This window comes from Duganella margarita, from assembly GCF_009857535.1.
GTDB classification, from domain to species: Bacteria; Pseudomonadota; Gammaproteobacteria; order Burkholderiales; family Burkholderiaceae_D; genus Rugamonas; species Rugamonas margarita.
Genome location: NZ_WWCS01000014.1, coordinates 123,261 through 143,918, shown reverse-complemented (window position 1 = coordinate 143,918; position 20,658 = coordinate 123,261). Strand labels below are relative to the sequence as shown.

At 64.6% G+C, this 20,658-nt stretch carries 17 protein-coding genes and 1 pseudogene; 12 read left to right on the top strand and 6 right to left on the bottom strand.

The genetic code is table 11. The features are described from left to right. Window positions 1–125: 125 nt before the first annotated feature. Both GTP55_RS20500 and GTP55_RS20495 read right to left on the bottom strand, forming a co-directional pair. Complete coding sequence (locus GTP55_RS20500; RefSeq protein WP_161046704.1) at window positions 126–1,436, bottom strand: sugar MFS transporter; 1,311 nt, start codon at window positions 1,434–1,436, stop codon at window positions 126–128. Window positions 1,437–1,537: 101 nt separating this feature from the next. After that, window positions 1,538–2,446 (bottom strand): annotated as a pseudogene (locus GTP55_RS20495) (substrate binding domain-containing protein). A 108-nt stretch (window positions 2,447–2,554) separates the two neighbouring features. Here GTP55_RS20495 and GTP55_RS20490 point away from each other — a divergent pair. From GTP55_RS20490 to GTP55_RS20475, 4 genes are all read left to right on the top strand, one after another. Then, complete coding sequence (locus GTP55_RS20490; RefSeq protein WP_161046703.1) at window positions 2,555–3,289, top strand: SDR family NAD(P)-dependent oxidoreductase; 735 nt, start codon at window positions 2,555–2,557, stop codon at window positions 3,287–3,289. A gap of 19 nt (window positions 3,290–3,308) precedes the next feature. Continuing rightward, on the top strand, window positions 3,309–3,521 hold the full coding sequence (locus tag GTP55_RS20485; RefSeq protein WP_161046702.1) for a 2-hydroxymuconate tautomerase family protein: 213 nt from the start codon (window positions 3,309–3,311) through the stop codon (window positions 3,519–3,521). Next, window positions 3,518–4,141 (top strand): DsbA family protein, encoded by a 624-nt coding sequence (locus GTP55_RS20480; RefSeq protein WP_161046701.1) that lies wholly within the window; start codon window positions 3,518–3,520, stop codon window positions 4,139–4,141. Before GTP55_RS20485 ends, GTP55_RS20480 begins: the two co-directional genes overlap by 4 nt. A gap of 219 nt (window positions 4,142–4,360) precedes the next feature. After that, complete coding sequence (locus GTP55_RS20475) at window positions 4,361–5,764, top strand: serine hydrolase (protein ID WP_161046700.1); 1,404 nt, start codon at window positions 4,361–4,363, stop codon at window positions 5,762–5,764. An 88-nt stretch (window positions 5,765–5,852) separates the two neighbouring features. Here GTP55_RS20475 and GTP55_RS20470 read toward each other — a convergent pair whose 3' ends face one another. Together GTP55_RS20470 and GTP55_RS20465 are read right to left on the bottom strand one after the other, a co-directional pair. Beyond that, on the bottom strand, window positions 5,853–6,074 hold the full coding sequence (locus GTP55_RS20470) for a 2-hydroxymuconate tautomerase family protein (RefSeq protein WP_110848282.1): 222 nt from the start codon (window positions 6,072–6,074) through the stop codon (window positions 5,853–5,855). Beyond that, window positions 6,062–7,447 (bottom strand): MFS transporter, encoded by a 1,386-nt coding sequence (locus GTP55_RS20465; RefSeq protein WP_161046699.1) that lies wholly within the window; start codon window positions 7,445–7,447, stop codon window positions 6,062–6,064. Before GTP55_RS20465 ends, GTP55_RS20470 begins: the two co-directional genes overlap by 13 nt. Before the next feature lie 97 nt (window positions 7,448–7,544). On the opposite strand from GTP55_RS20465, the gene GTP55_RS20460 reads away from it, so the two are divergent. After that, window positions 7,545–8,420, top strand: a complete 876-nt coding sequence (locus GTP55_RS20460) for a LysR family transcriptional regulator (RefSeq protein ID WP_161046698.1) — start codon at window positions 7,545–7,547, stop codon at window positions 8,418–8,420. Between the two features lie 69 nt (window positions 8,421–8,489). Here the strand turns inward: GTP55_RS20460 and GTP55_RS29615 are convergent, their stop codons facing one another. After that, on the bottom strand, window positions 8,490–8,759 hold the full coding sequence (locus GTP55_RS29615) for a hypothetical protein (protein WP_202423802.1): 270 nt from the start codon (window positions 8,757–8,759) through the stop codon (window positions 8,490–8,492). A gap of 203 nt (window positions 8,760–8,962) precedes the next feature. On the opposite strand from GTP55_RS29615, the gene GTP55_RS20455 reads away from it, so the two are divergent. From GTP55_RS20455 to GTP55_RS20440, 4 genes are all read left to right on the top strand, one after another. Further along, complete coding sequence (locus GTP55_RS20455) at window positions 8,963–9,346, top strand: response regulator transcription factor (protein WP_161046697.1); 384 nt, start codon at window positions 8,963–8,965, stop codon at window positions 9,344–9,346. Continuing rightward, the gene (locus GTP55_RS20450; RefSeq protein ID WP_161046696.1) at window positions 9,343–14,823 is read left to right on the top strand and encodes a trifunctional serine/threonine-protein kinase/ATP-binding protein/sensor histidine kinase; all 5,481 of its coding nucleotides are present in this window, start codon (window positions 9,343–9,345) and stop codon (window positions 14,821–14,823) included. The genes GTP55_RS20455 and GTP55_RS20450 overlap by 4 nt, the downstream gene beginning before the upstream one ends. Then, the gene (locus tag GTP55_RS20445) at window positions 14,823–15,455 is read left to right on the top strand and encodes a response regulator transcription factor (RefSeq protein ID WP_229258078.1); all 633 of its coding nucleotides are present in this window, start codon (window positions 14,823–14,825) and stop codon (window positions 15,453–15,455) included. Before GTP55_RS20450 ends, GTP55_RS20445 begins: the two co-directional genes overlap by 1 nt. Before the next feature lie 68 nt (window positions 15,456–15,523). Further along, entirely contained in the window at window positions 15,524–16,501 is a 978-nt protein-coding gene (locus GTP55_RS20440; protein WP_161046695.1) for a ribonuclease T2 family protein, read from the top strand. Between the two features lie 2 nt (window positions 16,502–16,503). Here the strand turns inward: GTP55_RS20440 and GTP55_RS20435 are convergent, their stop codons facing one another. Continuing rightward, window positions 16,504–17,253, bottom strand: coding sequence for an SDR family oxidoreductase (locus tag GTP55_RS20435; protein ID WP_161046694.1), 750 nt, complete (start codon window positions 17,251–17,253; stop codon window positions 16,504–16,506). 119 nt (window positions 17,254–17,372) lie between these two features. Here GTP55_RS20435 and GTP55_RS20430 point away from each other — a divergent pair, with 119 nt between their 5' ends. From GTP55_RS20430 to GTP55_RS20420, 3 genes are read left to right on the top strand one after another with little or no spacing between them, the layout of a single operon-like run. Further along, window positions 17,373–18,302, top strand: coding sequence for a LysR family transcriptional regulator (locus GTP55_RS20430; RefSeq protein ID WP_161046693.1), 930 nt, complete (start codon window positions 17,373–17,375; stop codon window positions 18,300–18,302). A gap of 13 nt (window positions 18,303–18,315) precedes the next feature. After that, a complete protein-coding gene (locus GTP55_RS20425) occupies window positions 18,316–19,386 on the top strand; it encodes an SGNH/GDSL hydrolase family protein (RefSeq protein WP_161046692.1) in 1,071 nt (356 codons plus the stop codon). Window position 19,387: 1 nt separating this feature from the next. After that, window positions 19,388–20,638, top strand: a complete 1,251-nt coding sequence (locus tag GTP55_RS20420) for a right-handed parallel beta-helix repeat-containing protein (RefSeq protein WP_161046691.1) — start codon at window positions 19,388–19,390, stop codon at window positions 20,636–20,638. Window positions 20,639–20,658 lie beyond the last annotated feature (20 nt).

Here is a 20,658-nt window from a genome sequence, read left to right as displayed (position 1 = left end):
AAACCGGGTAGGAATCGGGCGCTGGCGGGATGAATGCCGCCGGCCTTACGGCTCTTCGCCGCAATGTCTGGATAAAAAAAATGCCCGCACAAGGCGGGCATCGATGTTTGGAGTCAGAAGACTGGTCAGACAGCTTTCTCGTCGGGGAAGGCGTTGGTCGCCTTCGAACCCCACAGCGCGTAGAACAGCACGTACAATTCGCACGCCGCCGTCAGCAGGAAGGACAGTTGCAGGCCAACGGTGTCGGCCAGCCAGCCTTGCACCACCACCAGCGCGCCGCCGGCGATCGCCATGATCAGCAGGCCGGCGCCTTCTTCGGTCATCGGACCCAGGCCTTTGATGCCGAGCGTGAAGATGGTCGGGAACATCACCGAGTGGAACAGGCCGACCGAAATCAGCGCCCACAGCGCCACGCTGCCGGTACCCAGCGCCGCGATCATCATGACGATGAAGGCGCCAATCGCGCAGAACGCCAGCACGCGCTCGGCCGTGGTCTTGTTCATCGCCCAGGCGCCGACGAAGCGGCCGATCAGCATGCCGCCCCACAGCAGGAACAGGTAGTGCGCGCCTTGTTCATGCGACAGGCCGCCGATTTCCGGCTGGCCGGTGAAATTGATGAACAGGTTGGCCACGCCGATTTCGGCGATCAGGTAGATGAAGATGGCCGGAATGCCGAACACCAGGTTGCGGTGCTTCCACAGCGACATTTTTTCGCGCTCGGCGTCCGACACGCGGCTGGTGGCGCCGTGGTGCATTTTCGGCATCGGGAAGCGGGAAATCACCAGCGCCAGGATCACCAGCACGCCGGCCACGATCAGGTAGGGCAGCTGCACGGCCTGGGCGTCGGCCAGCTTTTCAGCCTGGGTCAGCACGTGGCCGGCTTCGGCGGTGCCGGAGGCCGAACGGCCCAGAATCAGGTAGGCGCCGAACAGCGGCGCCAGCGTCGCACCCAGCGAGTTGAACGCCTGCACCAGATTCAGGCGCGAAGACGCCGTCTCCGGCGAGCCCAGCACGGCAACGTAGGGATTGGCAGACACTTGCAGCAAGGTGATGCCGCAGGCGATCACGAACAGCGCGCACAGCGTTACGCCGTACGACGGCAGGCGCGCGGCCGGAATCATCAGCAGGGCGCCGACCGCCATCATGCCCAGGCCGAAGACCATGGATTTCTGGTAGCCGATGCGCTCGATCAGGCGCGCCGACGGAATCGAGGCGAAGAAGTAGGCGATAAACCAGACCGATTCAATCAGCGTGGTCTGGGTGTAGTTCAGGTCGAACACGCTGCGCAGGTGCGGCAGCAGGGTGTTGTTGATGACGGTGATGAAGCCCCAGGTGAAGAACAGGCTGGTCAACAGGGACAGGACGGCGCGCGGGCTGGCGCCCGGACTGGTCTGCGGTGCGGCGGAAACGGCAGCGGTGGTGAGTGGTGCGGGCATGGATGTCTCTAGAAGTTTTCTTAACCTCTTATGCTAGCGCAGGGTGCGTATGTTCTCCAATGCCAAAAAAATCATTAGCAATACCATTTGGGTATAGCAGCTCAGGTTAAGTTGCTCAGAAGGAATTTCACGAAGGTGCGCACCCGCAGCGACAGGTGGCGTGCATGCGGATACAGCAGGATGAACGGCCGCGAGGTGCCGCCGTGCTGCGGCAGCAGTTCGACCAGCGCGCCGCTGGCCAGATCCTGTTCGACGATGAAGCGGTAGGTCTGCACCACGCCGGCGCCGCTGCGCGCCAAGGTGACGATGCCGAGCACGTCTTCCGAGCAGCACAGGCCGCCTTCGGTCACCACGTCGACCTGTTCGCCATCCTGCATGAAGGGCCACGGAATGCGCTTGCCGGTGCTGGGCAGGTCGAATTGCAGGCATTCGTGCCGGCTCAAATCGGCCAGCGAGGCCGGCGTGCCGGCGCGCTTGAGGTAGGCCGGGGCGGCCACCAGCACCAGTTCGGCGTCTTCCAGCTTGCGGGCGATCAGGTTGGAGTCGGCCGGCGCGCGGCCGCGGATCGCCAGGTCGTAGCCTTCGTCGGCGAAGTCGATGTTGCGGTTGCTGACGTGAATGTCGATCGTCACTTCCGGATAGGTGCGGCGGAATTCGCCCAGCAGCGGCAGCAGCCGGTAGTGCGCTTACGGTGTCGGCGCGCTGATGCGCAGCGGGCCGGATGGCTGGACCTGGGCGCCGGTGATCTGCCGTTCCGCCTCGGTCAGCTGCGACAGCGCCTGGCGGCATTGCTCGAAATAGACGCGGCCGCCATCGGTCAGGCGGATCTGGCGGGTAGTGCGGACGAACAGGCGCACGCCGAGGCGTTCCTCCAGCCGCGACACGGAACGGCTGACGGCGGCCGGCGTGACCCCGGCGGCGGTGGCGGCGGCGGTAAAGCTGGACAGCTCGGCGGCCAAGCAGAACAGCTCTATGCTGCCCAGCAGCACATCATCGAATTGGCGTTTCATAGCGGCTTATTAATTACATGGTGTATCTATTGTCTTGTTTTTCCATGTCTTTATCAAGGTTTTACGCAAAAGTATAGTTTGCGTACACCAACCTTGAAAGGAAACATCATGAACCAGACAGTCATCGTTACCGGCGCATCCAGCGGAATCGGCTTTGCCGTCGCCGAGGCATATCTGCAGCGCGGCTACAACGTGGTCGGCAACGCGCGCACCATCGAACGGCTGAAACAGGCATCGGACAAGTTGGGCAATCCAGCCAACTTCCTGCTGGTGCCGGGCGATATCGCCCAGCCGGGCACGGCCAAAGCCCTGTTCGAGCGCGCCGTGGCGGCGTTCGGCAAGGTCGATATCCTGATTAATAACGCCGGCATCTTCATCGCCAAGCCTGTTGCCGACTATACCGAGCACGACCTGGACGACCTGCTCAACACCAACCTGAAGGGCGTGTTTTTCCCGTCCCAGCAGGCGGCTGTGCACATGAGCGCCAATAAATCCGGCCACATCATCAACATCACCGCCGGGATTGCCATGCAGCCCAACGTGAAAGTGCCGGCGCTGCTGCCGGTGCTGATCAAGGGCGGCCTCAACCAGGCGACCCGTGCGCTGGCGATCGAGCTCGCGGCGTCCAACGTCAAGGTCAACGCGGTGGCGCCGGGCATCATCGCCACGCCGATGCACAGCCAGGACGATGCCACCCAGGCGTTTTACCGCACCCTGGCGCCAACCGGCCAGACCGGGGTGACGCAGGACGTGGTTAACGCCGTGCTGTACCTGACGGAATCCAACTTCACCACCGGCACCATTTTGCCGGTCGATGGCGGCGGCAGCGCCGGCACCTGGTAATCAGTCAAGTAGAATCACCATGCCATACGTAAATATCCGCGTCACCAAGGAAGGCGTGTCGGCCGCGCAGAAGCAGGAACTGATCGAAGGCGCGACCGACCTGCTACAACGCGTGCTGAGCAAGGACCCGGCCACCACCTTCGTCATCATCGACGAAGTGGAGACCGACAACTGGGGCGTCAACCGCGAAAACGTCACCACGCGCCGCCAGCGTGAGAAGGCCGCCAAATGAAGCTGCTGTACGTGGGCGATCCCATGTGCTCGTGGTGCTATGGCTTCGGCAAGGAAATGACCGCGCTGATGGCCTTGCATCCCGGGCTGGAACTGGAGATCATCGTCGGCGGCGTGCGCGCCGGCGCCACCGACCTGCTGGACCAGGCCGGCAAGGAATTCCGCCTGGGGCACTGGGAGCGGGTGGAGGCGCAGAGCGGCCTGCCGTTCAACCGCGCCGCGTTGATGGCGCGCGAGAACTTCGTCTACGACACCGAGCCGGTCTGCCGCGCAGTGGTCACGGCGCGCAAGCTGGCGCCGGCGGCCGATCTGCTGGCCGTGTTCCACGCCTTGCAGCAGGCGTTCTACGTGGATGGCCTGGACACCACCGACGGCCGCGTGCTGTCGGCGGTGGTGGCGGCGCAACTGCAATTGGATGTCGGCGCCGTCCTGGCCATGTGGCAGCACGCCGACACCATCGCCCAAACTCGCGCCGACTTTAGCCGCGCTCGTGCGCTGGGCGTGCGCAGCTTCCCGGCGCTCCTACTGGACAAAGGTGGCGGTGAGATGTTCGAAGTCAGCGGTGGCTACGCGAAGGTGGAGTCGCTGCAACATCGGCTGTTCCAGGCGATGAAGGACTGAGCAGACGCGGCCTCTGTTCACTAACGAACATGCCGCACTGTCCAGAAATGAACACCCGTCTCACGCCCGCAGTTGAAATGCCTCTTTTTCGGTCTTGGCATGGAGTTTGCAGTCAGCGTTGCCTGCTGATTAAGAAATCTTCTCAGCAAAAATATGGCTGGGGAAGGGGAGCGCTTTCCCAGCTACTTGCGCGATATCAATTACATTAAAGGAACGCGAATGTTAAAGCTGGCGAATGTGGCGATGGCGGTTTGTATTTTTGCATGCACTGCGGTTGCCCTGGCCGGCGACATCGGGACGGAGAATCCGGCCCAGGTCTCGCTAGCCAATCGTATCGACGCTGCCATCGCGCCACGCTTTCGTCCGGGTGAGCCAGGAGCGGTCGTTCTTGTCATCAAGAATGGACAGGTGCTGTTCCGCAAAACCTATGGCGAGGCCGACGTTCTCACGCATACGCCTTTGAGTCCGGACATGGCGATGCCCATCGGTTCGATGACAAAGCAATTCACAGCGGTGGCGGTCATGTTGCTTGCGGAGGGAGGCAAGCTGTCGGTCAGCGATCCGATTACCCGTCACCTGCCGAACTACCCAACGCAGGGCAAGGCAATTACGATCGAGCACCTTTTGACACAGACATCAGGTATTCCTGACTACGCCACCACGCCCGATTGGCCATCCAGCATGGGCCATGAAGTCTCGCCGAGCGCGCTCATCGACACCTTCAGTCGACGGCCACTCGACTTCGAGCCAGGCGCCAAATACGAGTACAGCAATTCAAATTACATCCTGCTAGGGGCGATCATCGAGCAGGTCAGCGGTGTGCCATACGCGAAGTTCCTTGAACAGCAAATATTCCTCCCGCTGGGGATGAACGAAACGGGATATCCGAACGCACGCCGCGGCGATACAGCGCTGGCGGCGGGACACACGCTCGTTGAAGGCGGTTTCGTGCACGGTCCCCATTACAATCCGAGTCAACTCTATTCTGCCGGCGGGATGTTATCGACCGTGGACGACCTTGGCCGCTGGAACAAGGCCATCGACGCGGGCAGGCTGCTGAGCGCTGCCGGCTGGAAAAGGGTGTTCACGCCGTATCGCCCCAGAGAAGGAACTTCCGAGTACGGTTACGGTTTCCAGATCGGCGACTCTTGGCAGAACACCATGACGATACGCCACGGCGGCCGGGTGCCCGGTTTCGAGTCGTTTGCGATGCGCCTGCCGGAACAGCAGATGTACGTGGCGGTGCTGTCCAATCTCGATGGTGGCAGGACGCCACCGTATGAAGTGGCTCAACGGGCCGCTCTCGCCACCATGGGGAAAGCCCTTCCCGCCGCCCGATTCATCACCTTGGACAACAAGGCATTCGACGCTTACGTTGGCCGCTATCAAATGGAAGGAATGCCGATGATGGTCGACATCAAACGAGACGGGGACAAGTATTTGGCATCGCTTACGGGGCAGGGAACTTTTGAGCTGAAGGCGCTGAGCGAGACGCACTTCTTTGCCGAGTCTGCAGGTGCGGAACTCCAGTTTGAAAAGAATCCCAACGGCGTGATCGATCGGTTCGTGCTGCTGCAAGGGCCACGAAGAATTACTGCCGTACGTGTTGCGCAGCCAGAGTAGTAGCATTGAGCTGAATGCCATATCGGGATGCTTTCGAATAAATCGCGCCCCCCGCGTCTCCGGCCCCTGGCGACGCGGGGCGCGGCACTTACGACTTGGCCGCTGCCTCCCTGGCGCGCTGGCGCAGCGTGGTGACGGCGGTGCCGCCAACGCCCCAGTTGTCGGTCTCCACCTCGTCGATGATGACGAAGGTGGTGGCCGGATTCTTGTTCAGCACCTTTTGCAGCAGGTCGGTCACGCCCTGAATCAGTTCCTGCTTCTGCTCGGCGGTGGCGCCTTCATTGGTGATGCGGATATTTACGAATGGCATAGCTTTTCTCCTTGGTTAAAATTGGTCGATATGGCCAGCAGCGCGCCGCCCAGCAGCAGGGTAGTCGACACGCCCAGCGCGATCTCGATGCCCGACAGGATAGCAGCCGTGGCCGGCGCAGCCACCAGCGCGCCGTAGACCGCCACCCCCATCGCGCCGCCGACCTGGCGCGCCGTGTTCAATACCGCCGACGCTGTGCCAGCCTGATGCTTTTCAACCGAGCCGAGAATGGCGGTCGTCATGGCCGGCACCGCCAGTCCCATGCCGGCCGGGATCAGCGCCAGTCCCGGCAGCATGGCCCAGAAACTGGCCGAGGTTGAAATCCCGAACAGGCCCAGCAGCGCATAGCCGAGGCCGCCGAGCACGCCGCCAATGATCATCGGACGCCGCGAACCGACCCGCGCCTGCAACCAGCCGCTGGCGATGTTGGCGAACAGGAAGGTGCCGGTCAGCGGCAGGAAAATCAGCCCGGCATGCAGCACCGAAAAGCCGCGCACCTGTTGCAGGTAGAAGCTCAGCACGAAGATGATGCCGTAGTAGGCAAAGTTGACGAACACGCCGAACAGCACCGCCGGCGAAAAACCGGTCAGCTTAAACAGCTGCAACGGCAGCATCGGCGCCGCGCTGCGTGCTTCCACCCGGACGAACAGCACGGCCGCCACCAGCGCCACGGCGAACGCGCCCAGCACGGCCGGATGCATCAGACCCAGCGCATGCACTTCGATCACCGCGCCAATGAAGGCGGTCAGCGCGATCACCGCCAGCAGCTGGCCGGGAATGTCGAAGTGGCGCGCCGGACCGTTGTGGCGGATGATCGGCGCCACGCGCAAGGTCAGCCAGAAGCCGATCAGGCAAATCGGGATATTCACCCAGAAGATGCTGCGCCAGCCGAAGGCCGACATCAGGATGCCGCCCAGCACCGGGCCGGCAGCGATGAAAACCCCGCCGGCGGCGGTCCACCAGGCGATGGCCTGGGCCAGCAGCTTGCGCTCATGGGCGTAGACGGCGTTGAGAATAGAAAGCGAACTCGGCACCAGCAGTGCGGCGCCGACGCCTTGCACCGCGCGCGCCAGGTTGAGCGCCAGCGCATCGGGCGCCATGGCGCAGGCCAGCGAGGCGGCGGTGAACAGCCCGAAACCGGTGAGGAACACGCTGCGTGAACCGAAGCGGTCGCCCATGGCGCCGGCCGACAGCAGGAACACCGCAAAGCCCAGCGTGTAGGCGTCCACCACCCACTGCAGCTGGCTGACGCCGGCGTGCAGCTCGCGGCCGATTTCCGGCAGCGCCACGTTGACGATGGTGACGTCCAGCTGGACGATGATGAAGGCAAAGCTGCAGGCAAGCAGGATAGCCAGTGAGGGGGCGGTTTTCATGGTGCGGCTCCAGAGGTCGATGTTGCCAATATAGACGTCCTTGCGCATCATTAAAAATGAATTATACTGAACTGATAATTCTTTTATTGAGAATGATATGGAGCTTTCATCCCTGCGCATCTTTAAAACCGTGGCCGAGGAGGGTGGCGTGACCCAGGCTGCCGCGCGGCTCAACCGCGTGCAGTCCAATGTTTCCGCCCGGCTGACCCAGCTGGAGGAGTCGCTCGGCGTGAGCCTGTTCCACCGCTCCGGACGGCGCATGCTGATCACCGAGGACGGCGCGCGGCTGCTGGCCTACACCGAGCGGCTGCTGCAACTGGCGGACGAGGCGCAGGAGGCCATGCGCGGCGACCGCCAGCCGTCCGGGCAGCTGCGCATCGGCGCGATGGAAACCACCGCCGCCGCCCGTCTGCCGCTGGTGCTGGGGCAGTTTCACCGCCAGTATCCGCAGGTGGATCTGGTGCTGGACACTGGTCCCACTGATTATCTGTTGCATTCAGTGCTGAATCATCGGCTGGACGTGGCGCTGGTGGCAGGGCCGGTGGAACGTCCGGAGCTGGCGCAATTGCCGGTATTCGACGAGGAATTGGTATTGCTGACCGATATTCTGCACGGTCCTGTCAAGGTGCCGGCCGATGTGGCCAAGCGCACGCTGCTGGGTTTTCGCAGCGGTTGTTCCTACCGCCGTCGGCTGGAACGCTGGTTTGCCGAAGGCGGCGTGTCGCCGGCGCGGATTGCGGAATTCGGGACGTTCGAGGCGATCATTGGCTGCGTGGCGGCCGGCATGGGCGTGGCGATGATGCCGAAAGAAGTGCTAAAGCAGCGCGAACTGGCGAAATCCGTGCGCGTGCACGCGCTGCCTGCCGAGATCGCGCAAGTGCAGACCATGCTGGTCTGGCGGCGCGACATTGCCCAGCACGCGGCCCGCGATGCGTTCGCGGCGGCGCTTGCTACCCCGAACGAAAGGGTCTGACCCCGTACGGGGTCAGACCCTGGCCGCATTGGTGTGCGGGTCGCGGCGGTGGCGTTAGCGTCGGAACGCTTAGCGGTTAGCTGGCGGCGGTTCGGTGGTGGCCGGCGGCGTGGTGGCTGGCGGCGGTGCGTTCGGATCTGGCTGGGTAGCCGTGCCGCCTTCCGTGCTCGGCGTATTGCTTACCGGTGGCGTGGCTGGTGCCGGAGTGGCCGCAGGCGCTGGGGTCGCTTCAGGCACCGGTGGTGGCACGTCAGCGTCTTTTTTCTTGCAACCGCCGAGTACGGCAGCGGTAACGAGCAGGGCACAAGCAAACTTACCAGTGAGATGGAACTGTTTCATGGTGGACTCCTGTTAGTGGGTGATTGCCATCTTAGCCATTCGAGCGGCCGCGTCGTATCGGCGTGATTGCACTGCGTTTGTAGGACAATTGCCCGTCTTGCGCTTGTGTTACCTATACGGATGGATACTGCCAGCCACCGAAAGGGCCATGTATGATGGTACTCGAACCATCGAATAGCCCAATACATGAACCGAGAGACACTATGAGCGTGCGGCCTGCACTGATTTGCGTCGTGGACGACGACGACGGCGTGCGCCAGGCGCTGGACAACCTGCTGACCTCCGCCGACTACATTCCGCTGTGCTTCGATTCCGGCGAGGCCTGCCTGTCCTACGCGCGGCTGGGCGACATCGATTTCGCGGTGGTGGACATCAAGCTGGGCGGCATGAGCGGCTTTGAACTGCAAGCCAGCCTGAATGCGCTCGACCTGAACCTGCCGCTGGTGTTCATCAGCGGCCATGCCGACCAGGCGATGGAGCAACTGGCGCTGCGCGCCGGCGCCATCGCGTTGCTGCACAAGCCGATCGACGTCGACCGCCTGCTGGCGCTGATTGAGCAAACGTTGTCCGGGCGCGACGGCGCATGAACCTGGACGATTACACGTTCCAGCCTCTCTATCAGGATGGCGTGCTGGCCACCTTGCGCGGCCATTTACCCTCCGGCCACGGCGCGCTGCTGATTACCACGACAGCCTCCGAACGCGACGCCGCCGAAGCGTCACTGTACCTCAACAACGAATATGCGCTGCGTGAACGCCTGCTGCCGGCGTGGTCGCGCGCGCCGCAAGGGCTGGCGTGGCATAACGGCGTGATGGCGCTGATTTATCCGGACACCGGTGACACGCCGCTGTCGCAGCGCGCCGGCGGGCCGCTGGCGCCGGACGTGTTCCTGCCGCTGGCGTTGAGCATCTGCGGCGCGCTGCGCGGCCTGCACGACGCCGGCCTGCTGCACCAGAATATCAAACCCGCCAACATCCTGACCGACAGCGCCGGCCATTGCCGCCTGACCGGGTTTGGCGTGGCGCGCATCGGTGCCGCCCATGCGCGCGCCGTGCAGGCGGACGTGGTGCGCGGCACGCCGGCGTATATGTCGCCCGAGCAGACCGGCCGCACCCAGTTGGGCATCGACGTCCGCAGCGACGTGTATTCACTGGGCGTAACCTTGTACGAACTGCTGACCGGACGTCTGCCATTCATGGGCAATGCCAGCGCGGCGGCGGGCGAGTGGATGCATGCGCACCTGGCGTCCGAGCCGGCGCCGCCGCACCGCGATCACGCGTCCGTACCGGTGATGCTGTCCAAGGTGGTGCTCAAGCTGATGGCCAAGCAGCCGGGCGAGCGCTACCAGAGTGCGGCGGCGCTGGAGGCTGACCTGCGGCGCTGTCTGGACGCATGGCGCGAACGCGGCCAGATTCCGCAATTCCCGCTGGGGCATGGCGGGGCGCCGGCGCTGCGCTTTCCGGCGCGCCTGTACAGCCGCGACGATGCGATGGCCACCCTGTTGGCCGCCTGGCAGCAGGTGGCGACCGAAGGCAAGGAAGTGCTGGCGCTGGTGCACGGCCCGTCCGGCGTCGGCAAATCGGCGCTGGTGGCGCAGTTTCTGCGCGACCCGCAACTGCGCGCCGCTTCGGTCGCCAGCGCCAAGGTTGACCAGTTTGGCGGCGCCGCGCCGTACGCCGCGCTGTCGACCGCCTTGCGCACGCTGGTGCGTTGCATTCTGGGCCAGAGCGCGCAGGAAGTGGCGTTCTGGCGCCAGCGCGTGCAGCACGCGCTGGCCGACGACGCCGAACTAGCGATCGCACTGGTGCCGGAGCTGGCGCTGCTGGCCGGCGATGCCGCTAACGCTCCCACGCCCGCCGCGCCGGAATCGCCGGCGCGTTTGACGATGACGGTATTCCGGCTGCTGCAATTGTTTGCGGTGCGCGAACGGCCGCTGATCCTGCTGATTGACGATGTGCAGTGGCTCGACGCTGCCAGTCTGCAAGTGCTGGATCAATTGCTGGACCAGGCCAGCGGCCTGCCATTCCTGTTGCTGTTGACCAGCCGCGACGCCGATGGCGCTGCGTTGCCGCCAGCGGCCGCCCATCTGCGGGCCCGCGCCCAGCAGGTGGTGGAGATCGGGCTGCCGGCGCTGGCGCCGGCGGCGCTGCAGGCCATGCTGGCCGAGGCCCTGTCCGCCGACCCGGTGCAGGTCGCCGAACTGGCCGCGCTGGTGTACCAGAAAACCGCCGGCAATCCGTATTTCGTCCAGCAGTTCGTGCAGAGCGCTGTCGATGAAGGCCTGGTGGCGCGTGATGCGGCCAGTGGCGAGTGGCGTTTCCGCTTGTCGGAAGTCGGCGCGCTGCGCTATACCGACAACCTGGCCGACATCGCGCTGGGCCGGCTGGCACGGCTGCCGTCGCCGACCCGGCGCATGCTGGGCGCCCTGGCCTGCATGGGCCGCAGTGGCAGCACCGCGCTGCTGCGCGCCTTGTACGAACTGGAAGAGCGCGAGATCGACAGTCTGCTGGCGGTAGCGGTGGAAGCAGACGTGCTGTCGGCCGACGCCGACGGTTACGTCTTCACCCACGATCGCCTGCAGGAAGCCGCCTACGCCGAGCTGGATGGCGAAGCGCGCCAGCGCCTGCATGCCCGCCTGGCGCGCCTGATGGCCAGCGCCGCGCGGGAGAATGGTCGCGACGACCTGCTGTTCGGCGCCATGGACCACCTGCAAAAATCCGTGCATCTGGTGCCGGCCGAAGAGCGGCACCAGATGGCCGCCATCGGCCTGACGGCAGGCCGCAAAGCGCGCCGCGCCTGTGCCTACCTGCCGGCGCTTTCCTATCTGGGCATGGCGCGTAGCCTGCTGGATGCCGGCAACGACAGCGGGGCTACGGGGCTGGCTTTCGATCTGGCGCTGGAGCAGGCCAGCTGCCATTTCTTCAGCGGTGATCTGGACGCCGCCGCCGCCATGGTGCCAGCCCTGCGCGCCGGGCCGTCGGCGCCGCGCGTGCAAGGCCAGGTGCTGCGGCTGGCGGCCGATATCGCCACCCGGCGCGGCGACTACACGCTGGCGGTCAGCCTGATTCTGGAAGGGCTGCGCGCCTTCGGCATCGACATGGACGCCGATCCGACGGACGCCGAATGCGAACGCGCCTACGCCGCCCTGCGCGCCAGCCTTCAAGGCGACTGGCGCGCCTTGCTGCGCGGCCTGCCGCAACAGGCCGATCCCGATACCGCCGTGGTGATGGCGCTGTTATCCAGCCTGCTGCCGCCGGCCACCTTCACCTCGCAATCGCTGCTGTTCCTGCACCTGTGCGCCACGCTGCAAGTGAGCCTGGAACACGGCATGAGCGGTGAAACGGCGGTGGCGCTGGCGTGGTTCGGCGTGCAGGTCTGCCACCGCTATGGCCACAATGAAGACGGCTTTGAATACGGCATGGCGGCGCGCGCGCTGGTCGAACAGCACGGCTATCGCGCCTACGCCGGCTTCGTGTTGCTGGGCCTTGACCAGTTAAGTGTGTGGACGCAGCCGCTCGGCTTCGCGCTCGATTGCGCGCAGGCCGGCTACGACGCCGCACTGGCGGTCGGCGACCTGACCACGGCAGCATTCGAGACCTGCCACCGCACCTGCATGATGCTGACGCGCGGCGACAAGCTCGATACGTTGTCGGGCGAAATCGCCCGCGCCCGCGCTTTCGTCGGCAAAATCGAATTCCGCGACGTCGAAGGCATCCTGCGTGTGCAGCAGGACTTTGTCGACCACCTGCGCGGCGTCAGCGGCGAAGGCGTGCTGCAACCGCCGGCGGGCGCCGACAGCATGGCCACGCTGCGCTTCTGGCATTGGCTGTATCTGGCCATGGCGGCCTTCCTGGAAAACGACATCGCCAAGGCGCGCGCCAGCCTGGCCGAGGCGGCGCAACTGGCGTGGTCGGCGCCTGGCCACCTGCACCTGATGGAGTATCATCTGTTCAGCGTATTGAGTCTGTGCGCCGAGCCGGCGAACCTGCCAGCGATGGACGATGCCGCGCTGGATGCGCGCATCGCCGCTCACCTGGCGCCGCTGGCCGCGTGGGCCGAATCCAATCCCGCCACCTTTGCCGACAAATACGCGCTGGCGCAAGCCGCCGTCCGCCAGCGGCAAGGCGACGCCTTCGGCGCCCTGGCGCTGTACGACCAGGCCATCCGCCACGCCCACGCGCAAGGCTATGAACACTGCGCCGCCGTCGCCCACGAACTGGCCGCCGCATTGTGCCGCCAGCATGGCCACACCACCGGCGCCCAGGCGCACCGGCAGGCCGCCATCGAGTCCTATCGCCGCTGGGGTGCGTTGCGCAAGGTGGCCGAGCTGCAGGCGCTGGAGCGTCCGCTGCGCGCACCAGGGCAGGGTGCCGGCGTGGCCGCGCAGGACACCATCTCCATCGTTGAAACGGCGGAGATCCGCAACATCGACAGCGTGATCCGCGCCGTGCGCGCGCTGTCGGAAGAAATCCAGACCGCGCCGCTGGTGCGCACGCTGATGACCATCGCCCTGGAACACGCCGGCGCCCAGCGCGGCCTGCTGATCAGGATGGACGGCGAAACGCCGCTGATGGAAGCCAGCGCCGTGCTGGGCGAACATGGCATCCAGATCGACCTGCGCCAGGCCGCGCCGGGCGAACTGGATCTGCCGCTGACCATGCTGCACACCGCGATGCGCACCCTCAAGCCGGTCGGCGTGGCCGGCGCGCCGCGTGCCGCACCGTGGGACGGCGACGCCTATCTGCTGTGCTATCCGCGCTGCAGCGCCATCTGCATCCCGATGTTGAAGCAGGCGCGCCTGGTCGGCATGCTGTACCTGGAAAACCGGCTGGCGTCGGCCGCGTTCACCAGCGAGCAGGCGGCGGTGCTGTCGCTGCTGGCGGCGCAGGCGGCGGTATCGCTGGAGACGGCCGGCCTGTACGCCGAACTGCTGGACGAAAACCAGCAGCGGCGCCAGGCCGAGAAAGCCCTGCGCGAAAGTCGCGCCACGCTGCTGCTGGGAGAACAGATCAACCGCAGCGGCAGCTGGACCTGGGATCTGGACCGCGGCATGCTCAATTGTTCGCCGGAGTTCTGCCGCATCTTCGGTTTCGATGCGGCGCAGCCGCAAGTCAGCCTGGCGGACTTCATCGAGCGCGTGCACCCCGACGACCGTGAACGCGTCACGCGCGCGCTGGACCGCGGCATCGAACACCGCCATGCGCTGCGGGTCGACTACCGTCTGCTCGACGCCGACGGCAAGGTGCGCTACCTGACCGGCGCCGGCGAACCGTTCGGCGTCAACGACAACGCCGTCTACGTCGGCACCACGGTGGACGTAACGGCGCGCCGCGCGGCGGAAGACTCGCTGCGCCAGACGCAGGCCGAGCTGGCCCGCGTGGCGCGCGTGACCACGGTCGGCCAACTGACATCGTCGATCGCGCACGAAATCAACCAGCCGCTGATGTCGATTTCGTCCAATGCCGGCGCCAGCCTGCGCTGGCTGGAGCGCGACCCGCCGCAGCTGGACCGGGTACGCGCCGGTCTGCAGGAAATCGCCGCCCAGAGCCAGCGCGCCGGCGGTATCATTCGTGGCTTGCGCGCGCTGACCCGCAAGGCGCCGCAGGAATCGGCGCCGTTCGACCTGCACGCCACTATCCGCCACATCATCGGCATTTCGCGCGCTGAGCTGGAACGCCAGAACGTGGCGGTGACGCTGGCGCTAAATGCCGCCAGCGGCTGGGTCGATGGCGACACGGTGCAGCTGCAACAGGTACTGCTGAATGTGGTGGTGAACGCGCTGGACGCGATGAGCGAGGTGCAGGACCGGCCGCGCAGCCTGGCCATCACCACCAGTACGCAGGACGGCCAGCTGGCGGTGCGGGTGGACGATAGCGGCAGCGGAATCGATGAAGAAGGCGCGGCGCAAATGTTTGAAGCCTATTTCACCACCAAGCAGGATGGCATGGGCATGGGGCTGGCGATCTGCCGCTCCATCATGGAAGCGCATGGCGGTACCATCTCCGCGCAACCGCGCCAGCCGCATGGATGCAGTGTGTTATTCAGATTACCGGAGCGAGTTTGATGGAAGCAAGCATGAACCAGGTGGTGATCGTGGTCGATGACGACGAAGGCGTGCGCCAGGGCTTTGTCAATCTGCTTGAATCGGAAGGCTACACGGTGCAAGCCTACGGCTCAGCCGCCACTTTCTTTAAACAGCCGTTGCCGGACGCGCCCTGCTGCCTGTTGCTCGACATGCGCATGCCCGAAGTGGACGGCTTCGAGGTGGTGGCGCAGCTGGAACGCAGCGGCGCCGGCGTTCCGATCATCTTCGTCACCGGCTTCGGCTCGATTCCGCTGACGGTGCAGGCGATGAGGGCCGGCGCGCTGGAATTCCTCACCAAGCCGGTGGAGCCGGAAGAACTGCTGCGCGCCGTGCGCAGCGCGCTGGAAGCCGGCGCGGTGACCTATCGTGAACGGCAGGAACTGGCCGAACTGCGCGCCCGTCACGACAGCCTGACCCCGCGTGAACGCGAGACCATGCAGCTGGTGATCGGCGGCCTGCTGAACAAGCAGATCGCCGATGAACTGGGCGTGAGCGAAATCATGGCCAAGACCCACAAGCGCAAGGTGATGGACAAGATGCAGGCGCGTTCGTTGCCGGACCTGGTGCGCGACGCCGAACGGCTGAATATCACGCAAACGCGCAGCCGCTGACGGAATAGGGCGTTCGACCTCCGCCTCCGGTAGAATATTGGCAATTCGATCAAATACCAGGGGATTTCATGCGCATCTATATCGCCGCCGCGCTGCTGGCCTTCACCTCGCTGGCTTGCAGCGCCAGTGAATCTGCCAGCGGCAGTTTTGCCGCCACCCAAAGCTGCGAGGCGTTTTCCTCGTTCGCCAAGCGCACCAATCCGGGCGACATCAAGATCAGCGCCGGCACCAGCTACACGGTCCGGGAAATCAACAAGGTCAATTACGACTGGGTGCGCATCGAGGTGCCCGGCGCGCAGCCATCCCTGCGCTGGGTGCAGCGCGAATGCGGCAAGCCGGCGCTGGAAGACCAGCAGGCCAGTCGTCTGCCGGAAGGCGCCAGCGGTGCGGTATGTTCGGCGGCCAACCAGCAGGACAGCTATGTGCTGGCCATCACCTGGCAGCCCGGCTTTTGCGAGCACACCAAATACAATGGCAAGAAACCGGAATGCGACGCCATGAACGGCGGCACGCTGGAGGCCAAGACCCTCAGCCTGCACGGCCTGTGGCCGAACAAGAAGGAGTGCGGCACGCAGTACGGCAGCTGCAGCGGCCAGCCTTTCGCGCTGAGCAAGGACACCATCGAGAAGATCGCCCCGTGGATGCCCAACTTCTACTATGAGCGCACCTTCGGCGCCTACGAGTGGAACAAGCATGGCAAATGCCAGTCGCTGCCGCCTGATGATTACTTCATCAAGGCGGTATCGGCGGTGCGGGTGGTGAATGAATCGGAAGTGGGCAAGATCGTGCTGGGGAATACCGGCAAGAGCATTCGCGTGAGCGACTTCTTCGACAAGATCAAGGCTCGCTACGGCGACAAGGTGGCCGACACCATCACGCTGGTCTGCACGCAGCACAAATACCTGCAGGAGATTCGCGTCTCGCTGGCGCTGGACTTTGCCACCGACCGCGAACTGCCGCAACTGGTGGCCAACGCCAAGCCGGCCGCCAGCCGCGCTGTTGGCTGCGCCGACGAAATCTACGTCGAAGCAGCCGGTAAAAACTGAGCTTACGCCGCGAAGCCGCCGTCGATCAGCAGGTCGGCGCCGGTGACGAAGCCCGCTTCCGGGCCGGCCAGGTAAGCCACCATGGCTGCCACTTCATCTGCCTTGCCGTGGCGTTTCAGCGCCATCAGGCCATGCAAGCCCAGGGCGAAATCGCTGTCGGCCGGATTCATGTCGGTATCGACCGGGCCTGGCGCCACGTTGTTGACGGTGATGTTGCGGCTACCCAGATCGCGCGCCATGCCTTTGACCAGGCCAACCAGCGCCGATTTGCTCATCGCGTACGCCGCGCCGCCTTCAAACGGCATGCGCTGCGCGTTGGTGCTGCCGATGTTGATGATGCGGCCACCGTCGGTCATGTGTTTGGCAGCGGCTTGCGAGGCGACGAACACGCCACGCACGTTGACGGCCACGGTGCGGTCGAAGTCTTCCAGCGAAAACTGGTCGGTTGGGCCGAGCAGCAGCACGCCGGCGCTGTTGACCAGGATGTCCAGGCGGCCGAAGCGTTCCGCCACGCTGTCGATGGCTTTGGTCAGTGCTGCGGCATCGGCGGCATCGGCCTTGATGGCGACGGCTTCACCGCCGGCGGCTTTGATTTCTTCCACCAGTGCTTCGGCAGCGATGGCCGAGGCGGCGTAGCCGATGGCGACTTTGGCGCCTTCGCTTGCCAGGCGACGGGCAGTGGCAGCGCCGATACCGCGCGAACCGCCGTTGATGAAAGCGACTTTACCGTTGAGTTTAGTGTTCGAGGTCATGATTTGGTTCCTTTCGGTTGGTTGATGAACACAGTATGGCCTTGCTCACTTGATCGCGGTAGTCGTGAAATATCACGTACAGTTTCAACCGCTGGTATCAAATGATATAAGATACGGACATGTTTACTGAATTAAGCAGCTATCTCGACGCCTTCATCGCCGCGGCCGACGAAGGCAGCTTCTCTGCGGCCGCGCGCCGCCTGGGGCTGACGCCGGCCGCCGTCAGCAAAAGCGTCAACCGGCTGGAGCTGCGGCTGGGCGTGCGCCTGTTCCAGCGCAGCACCCGCAGCCTGGCGCTGACCACCGACGGCGAACGCCTGTACGCGCAGGTGCGGCTACCCTGGAGCGAAATAGGCGACGCGCTGACCGATCTGAGTCAGGGCGCGGGCAAGCCGGCCGGCACGCTCAAGGTGTCGCTGGCGCATACCGTGGGACGCCATTACATCGTGCCGCTGCTGGCGGAATTCACGCGCCGCTATCCGGATGTGGTGCCGGACCTGCACTTCGATAACCGGCAGGTGGACCTGATCGCGGAAGGCTTTGACGTCGCCATCGGCGGCGGCATCGAACTGACCGACGCGCTGGTGGCGCGTGAACTGGCGCGGGTAGACATCATCCTGGCGGCGTCGCCAGCCTATCTGAAAGCGTCGCCGGCGCCATCGCAGCCGCAGGAACTGGCGCGCCATCGCGGCCTGCTGCGGCGTTCCCTGGCCACCGGACGGCTGGCCGCATGGACGCTGAAAAACAAGGCCGGCCAGGAAGTGGTGGCCAGCGTGCGGCCGGTGGCGGTGATGGACGACCCGGAAGCCATTGCGCACGCGGCGGCCGGCGGCATGGGCATCGCCATGCTGCCGCTGCCGCACGCCTTGCCGCTGCTTGACAGCGGAGAGCTGGTACGCGTACTGCCGGAGTGGTATGCCGAAATCCGGCCACTATCGATATACTATTCAAGCCGTAAGCTGGTGCCAGCCAAGGTGCGGGTGTTTGTCGATTACATGATCGAGCAATTCCGCGCCAGCGGACATGCGGAGCGGTTCCGCCAACAATAGAGGAGACGTATCGATGAAGTTCAAGACAGGGTTGCTGGCATTGCTGCTGGCAGGGCAGGCTTTCGCTGGCGTGGCCATTCAACCGGACAACGCGCAGTTGCAGTACACCGGCCGCATCGACTTCGCCGACCGCGCGCGTCCCATGCTGTCCTGGCCCGGCACCAGTATAGAAGGGAACTTCACCGGCGCCGCCCTGGCCGTCAAGCTGGACGACCAGTTGGGCAAGAACCTTTTCAATGTGTTCATCGACGGCGATTTGGCCAAGCCGGTGGTGATCGAGGCGGCGCAGGGCAGCAAGACTTATCCGGTAGCCAGCGGCCTGACGCCCGGCGCGCACCGCTTCCTGATCACCAAGCGCACGGAGGGCGAGGAGGGCGGCACCTTCTTCCAGGGGCTGGAGCTGGCCGATGGCGGCAAGCTGCTGCCGCCACCGCCGCGCAAGAAACGGCATATCGAATTCTTCGGTGATTCGATCACCTCCGGCATGGGCAACGAGTCGCCGGACAACGGCCCGGACGACCGCCGTCAGGACAAGAACAACTTCATGTCCTACGCCTCGATCACGGCGCGCGCGCTGGATGCGGAAGCGCATATCACTTCGCAGAGCGGTATCGGCGTCATGATCAGCTGGTTCCCGTTCACCATGCCGGATTTTTACGACCAGTTGAGCGCAGTCGGCAACAACGACACCCACTGGGACTTCAAGGCGTGGACGCCGGAGGTGGTGGTGATTAACCTGTTCCAGAATGACCGCTGGCTGATCGACCGCGAGAAGCGCCTGTCGCCGATGCCGACCGACGACCAGCGCATCGCCGCGTATCGCACGTTTGTGCAGAAGATCCGCGCGCTGTATCCGAACGCGTACATTGTCTGCGCGTTGGGCAGCATGGATGCGGTGCAGGAGGGCTCCAAGTGGCCGGGCTATGTGCGTTCGGCGGTCGATCAGATGCAGGCGTCGGGCGACCAGCGCATCGATACCCTGGTGTTCCCGTGGACCGGTTTCGGGGGGCATCCACGCGTCAAGCAGCACCAGGCCAATGCGGCCCAGCTGACGGCGTTCATTCGCCAGAAAATGGGCTGGTAAGATGAAGCGGCTGCTTCTGACGGTCCTGATGGCCGCCGCCGTCGCCGGCGCGCACGCCGCAGATTTCTACGTCGCCCCGAACGGCAACGACAACGCCACCGGCACGCGGGCCTCGCCATGGCAGTCTATCATGCGCGCGCAGCAAAGCGCACAGGCCGGCGATACCGTCTATTTTCGCGGCGGGCGCTACGTCTATACCGCTGGCGTCAATAGCTGCGCTTCGCGCACGGACACCGTCAATGCCGTGAGTCTGCATAAAAGCGGCAGCGAAGGACAGCCGATCCGCTATTGGGCCTATCCTGGTGAAACCCCGGTGTTCGACTTCTCGTCCATGAGGGACGACTGCCGGGTCAAAGGATTTAACGTCACCGGCAGCTGGCTGCACCTGAAAGGGCTGGAAGTGACCGGCGCGCCGCAGCAGCCGGAGAACCACCTGAATCACGAATCGTGGGGCGTGTGGAATAGCGGCAGCCATAATATTTTTGAACAGCTCAACTTGCACCACAATATGGGGCCGGGCCTTTTCATCAAGGACGGCGCCTACAATCTGGTGCTGAACAGCGACTCGCACCACAACTACGATCCCTACACCTCCAATGGCGCCGGGCAGAGCGCCGACGGTTTCGGCGCCCACATCAAGGCCAACCAGCCGGGCAATGTGTTTCGCGGCTGCCGCGCATGGGCCAATTCGGACGACGGCTTTGACCTGATCAACGCCTTCTCGCCGGTCATCATCGAAAACTCGTGGGCATGGCAGCAGGGCTATCTGCCCGGCACGCGCACGCCGCTGGAAGCCGGCAACGGCAATGGCATCAAGGCCGGCGGCTATGGCGGCAAGTATGTGCCCAACGGTGTTCAACACATCATCCGCAACTCGGTCGCTTTCGATAACAAGGCGGCCGGCTTTTACGCCAACCACCATCCGCTGGCGCTGGACTTCATCAACAACACCGCCTTCTCCAACGGCGCGGACTACAATATGCTCGGCATCGCGGCGGACGGATCTCCGCTCAACCTCGGCAAGCTGCGCAACAACATTGCCTACAGGGGCCGTCTGACCGTCCACACCGAAGGGCTGGACATGGCGCACAACTCCTGGACGCAGCCGGCGCCGGTGACGGATGCCGATTTCGAGGATGTTTCGGCCACCGGCTGGGACGCCCCGCGGCAGCCAGACGGCAGCCTGCCGGTGCTGCGCAGCTTCCACCTGCGGCACGGCAGTCCACTGGCCGGCATGGGCGCGTTCGACTGATCCAAGGGGAGAGTACATCC

What these genes read in the sequence shown, in the direction of transcription:
- GTP55_RS20500 (WP_161046704.1), bottom strand. Translation starts at nt 1,436, where the DNA reads ATGCCCGCACCACTCACCACCGCTGCCGTTTCCGCCGCACCGCAGACC.
- GTP55_RS20490 (WP_161046703.1), top strand. Translation starts at nt 2,555, where the DNA reads ATGAACCAGACAGTCATCGTTACCGGCGCATCCAGCGGAATCGGCTTT.
- GTP55_RS20485 (WP_161046702.1), top strand. Translation starts at nt 3,309, where the DNA reads ATGCCATACGTAAATATCCGCGTCACCAAGGAAGGCGTGTCGGCCGCG.
- GTP55_RS20480 (WP_161046701.1), top strand. Translation starts at nt 3,518, where the DNA reads ATGAAGCTGCTGTACGTGGGCGATCCCATGTGCTCGTGGTGCTATGGC.
- GTP55_RS20475 (WP_161046700.1), top strand. Translation starts at nt 4,361, where the DNA reads ATGTTAAAGCTGGCGAATGTGGCGATGGCGGTTTGTATTTTTGCATGC.
- GTP55_RS20470 (WP_110848282.1), bottom strand. Translation starts at nt 6,074, where the DNA reads ATGCCATTCGTAAATATCCGCATCACCAATGAAGGCGCCACCGCCGAG.
- GTP55_RS20465 (WP_161046699.1), bottom strand. Translation starts at nt 7,447, where the DNA reads ATGAAAACCGCCCCCTCACTGGCTATCCTGCTTGCCTGCAGCTTTGCC.
- GTP55_RS20460 (WP_161046698.1), top strand. Translation starts at nt 7,545, where the DNA reads ATGGAGCTTTCATCCCTGCGCATCTTTAAAACCGTGGCCGAGGAGGGT.
- GTP55_RS29615 (WP_202423802.1), bottom strand. Translation starts at nt 8,759, where the DNA reads ATGAAACAGTTCCATCTCACTGGTAAGTTTGCTTGTGCCCTGCTCGTT.
- GTP55_RS20455 (WP_161046697.1), top strand. Translation starts at nt 8,963, where the DNA reads ATGAGCGTGCGGCCTGCACTGATTTGCGTCGTGGACGACGACGACGGC.
- GTP55_RS20450 (WP_161046696.1), top strand. Translation starts at nt 9,343, where the DNA reads ATGAACCTGGACGATTACACGTTCCAGCCTCTCTATCAGGATGGCGTG.
- GTP55_RS20445 (WP_229258078.1), top strand. Translation starts at nt 14,823, where the DNA reads ATGGAAGCAAGCATGAACCAGGTGGTGATCGTGGTCGATGACGACGAA.
- GTP55_RS20440 (WP_161046695.1), top strand. Translation starts at nt 15,524, where the DNA reads ATGCGCATCTATATCGCCGCCGCGCTGCTGGCCTTCACCTCGCTGGCT.
- GTP55_RS20435 (WP_161046694.1), bottom strand. Translation starts at nt 17,253, where the DNA reads ATGACCTCGAACACTAAACTCAACGGTAAAGTCGCTTTCATCAACGGC.
- GTP55_RS20430 (WP_161046693.1), top strand. Translation starts at nt 17,373, where the DNA reads ATGTTTACTGAATTAAGCAGCTATCTCGACGCCTTCATCGCCGCGGCC.
- GTP55_RS20425 (WP_161046692.1), top strand. Translation starts at nt 18,316, where the DNA reads ATGAAGTTCAAGACAGGGTTGCTGGCATTGCTGCTGGCAGGGCAGGCT.
- GTP55_RS20420 (WP_161046691.1), top strand. Translation starts at nt 19,388, where the DNA reads ATGAAGCGGCTGCTTCTGACGGTCCTGATGGCCGCCGCCGTCGCCGGC.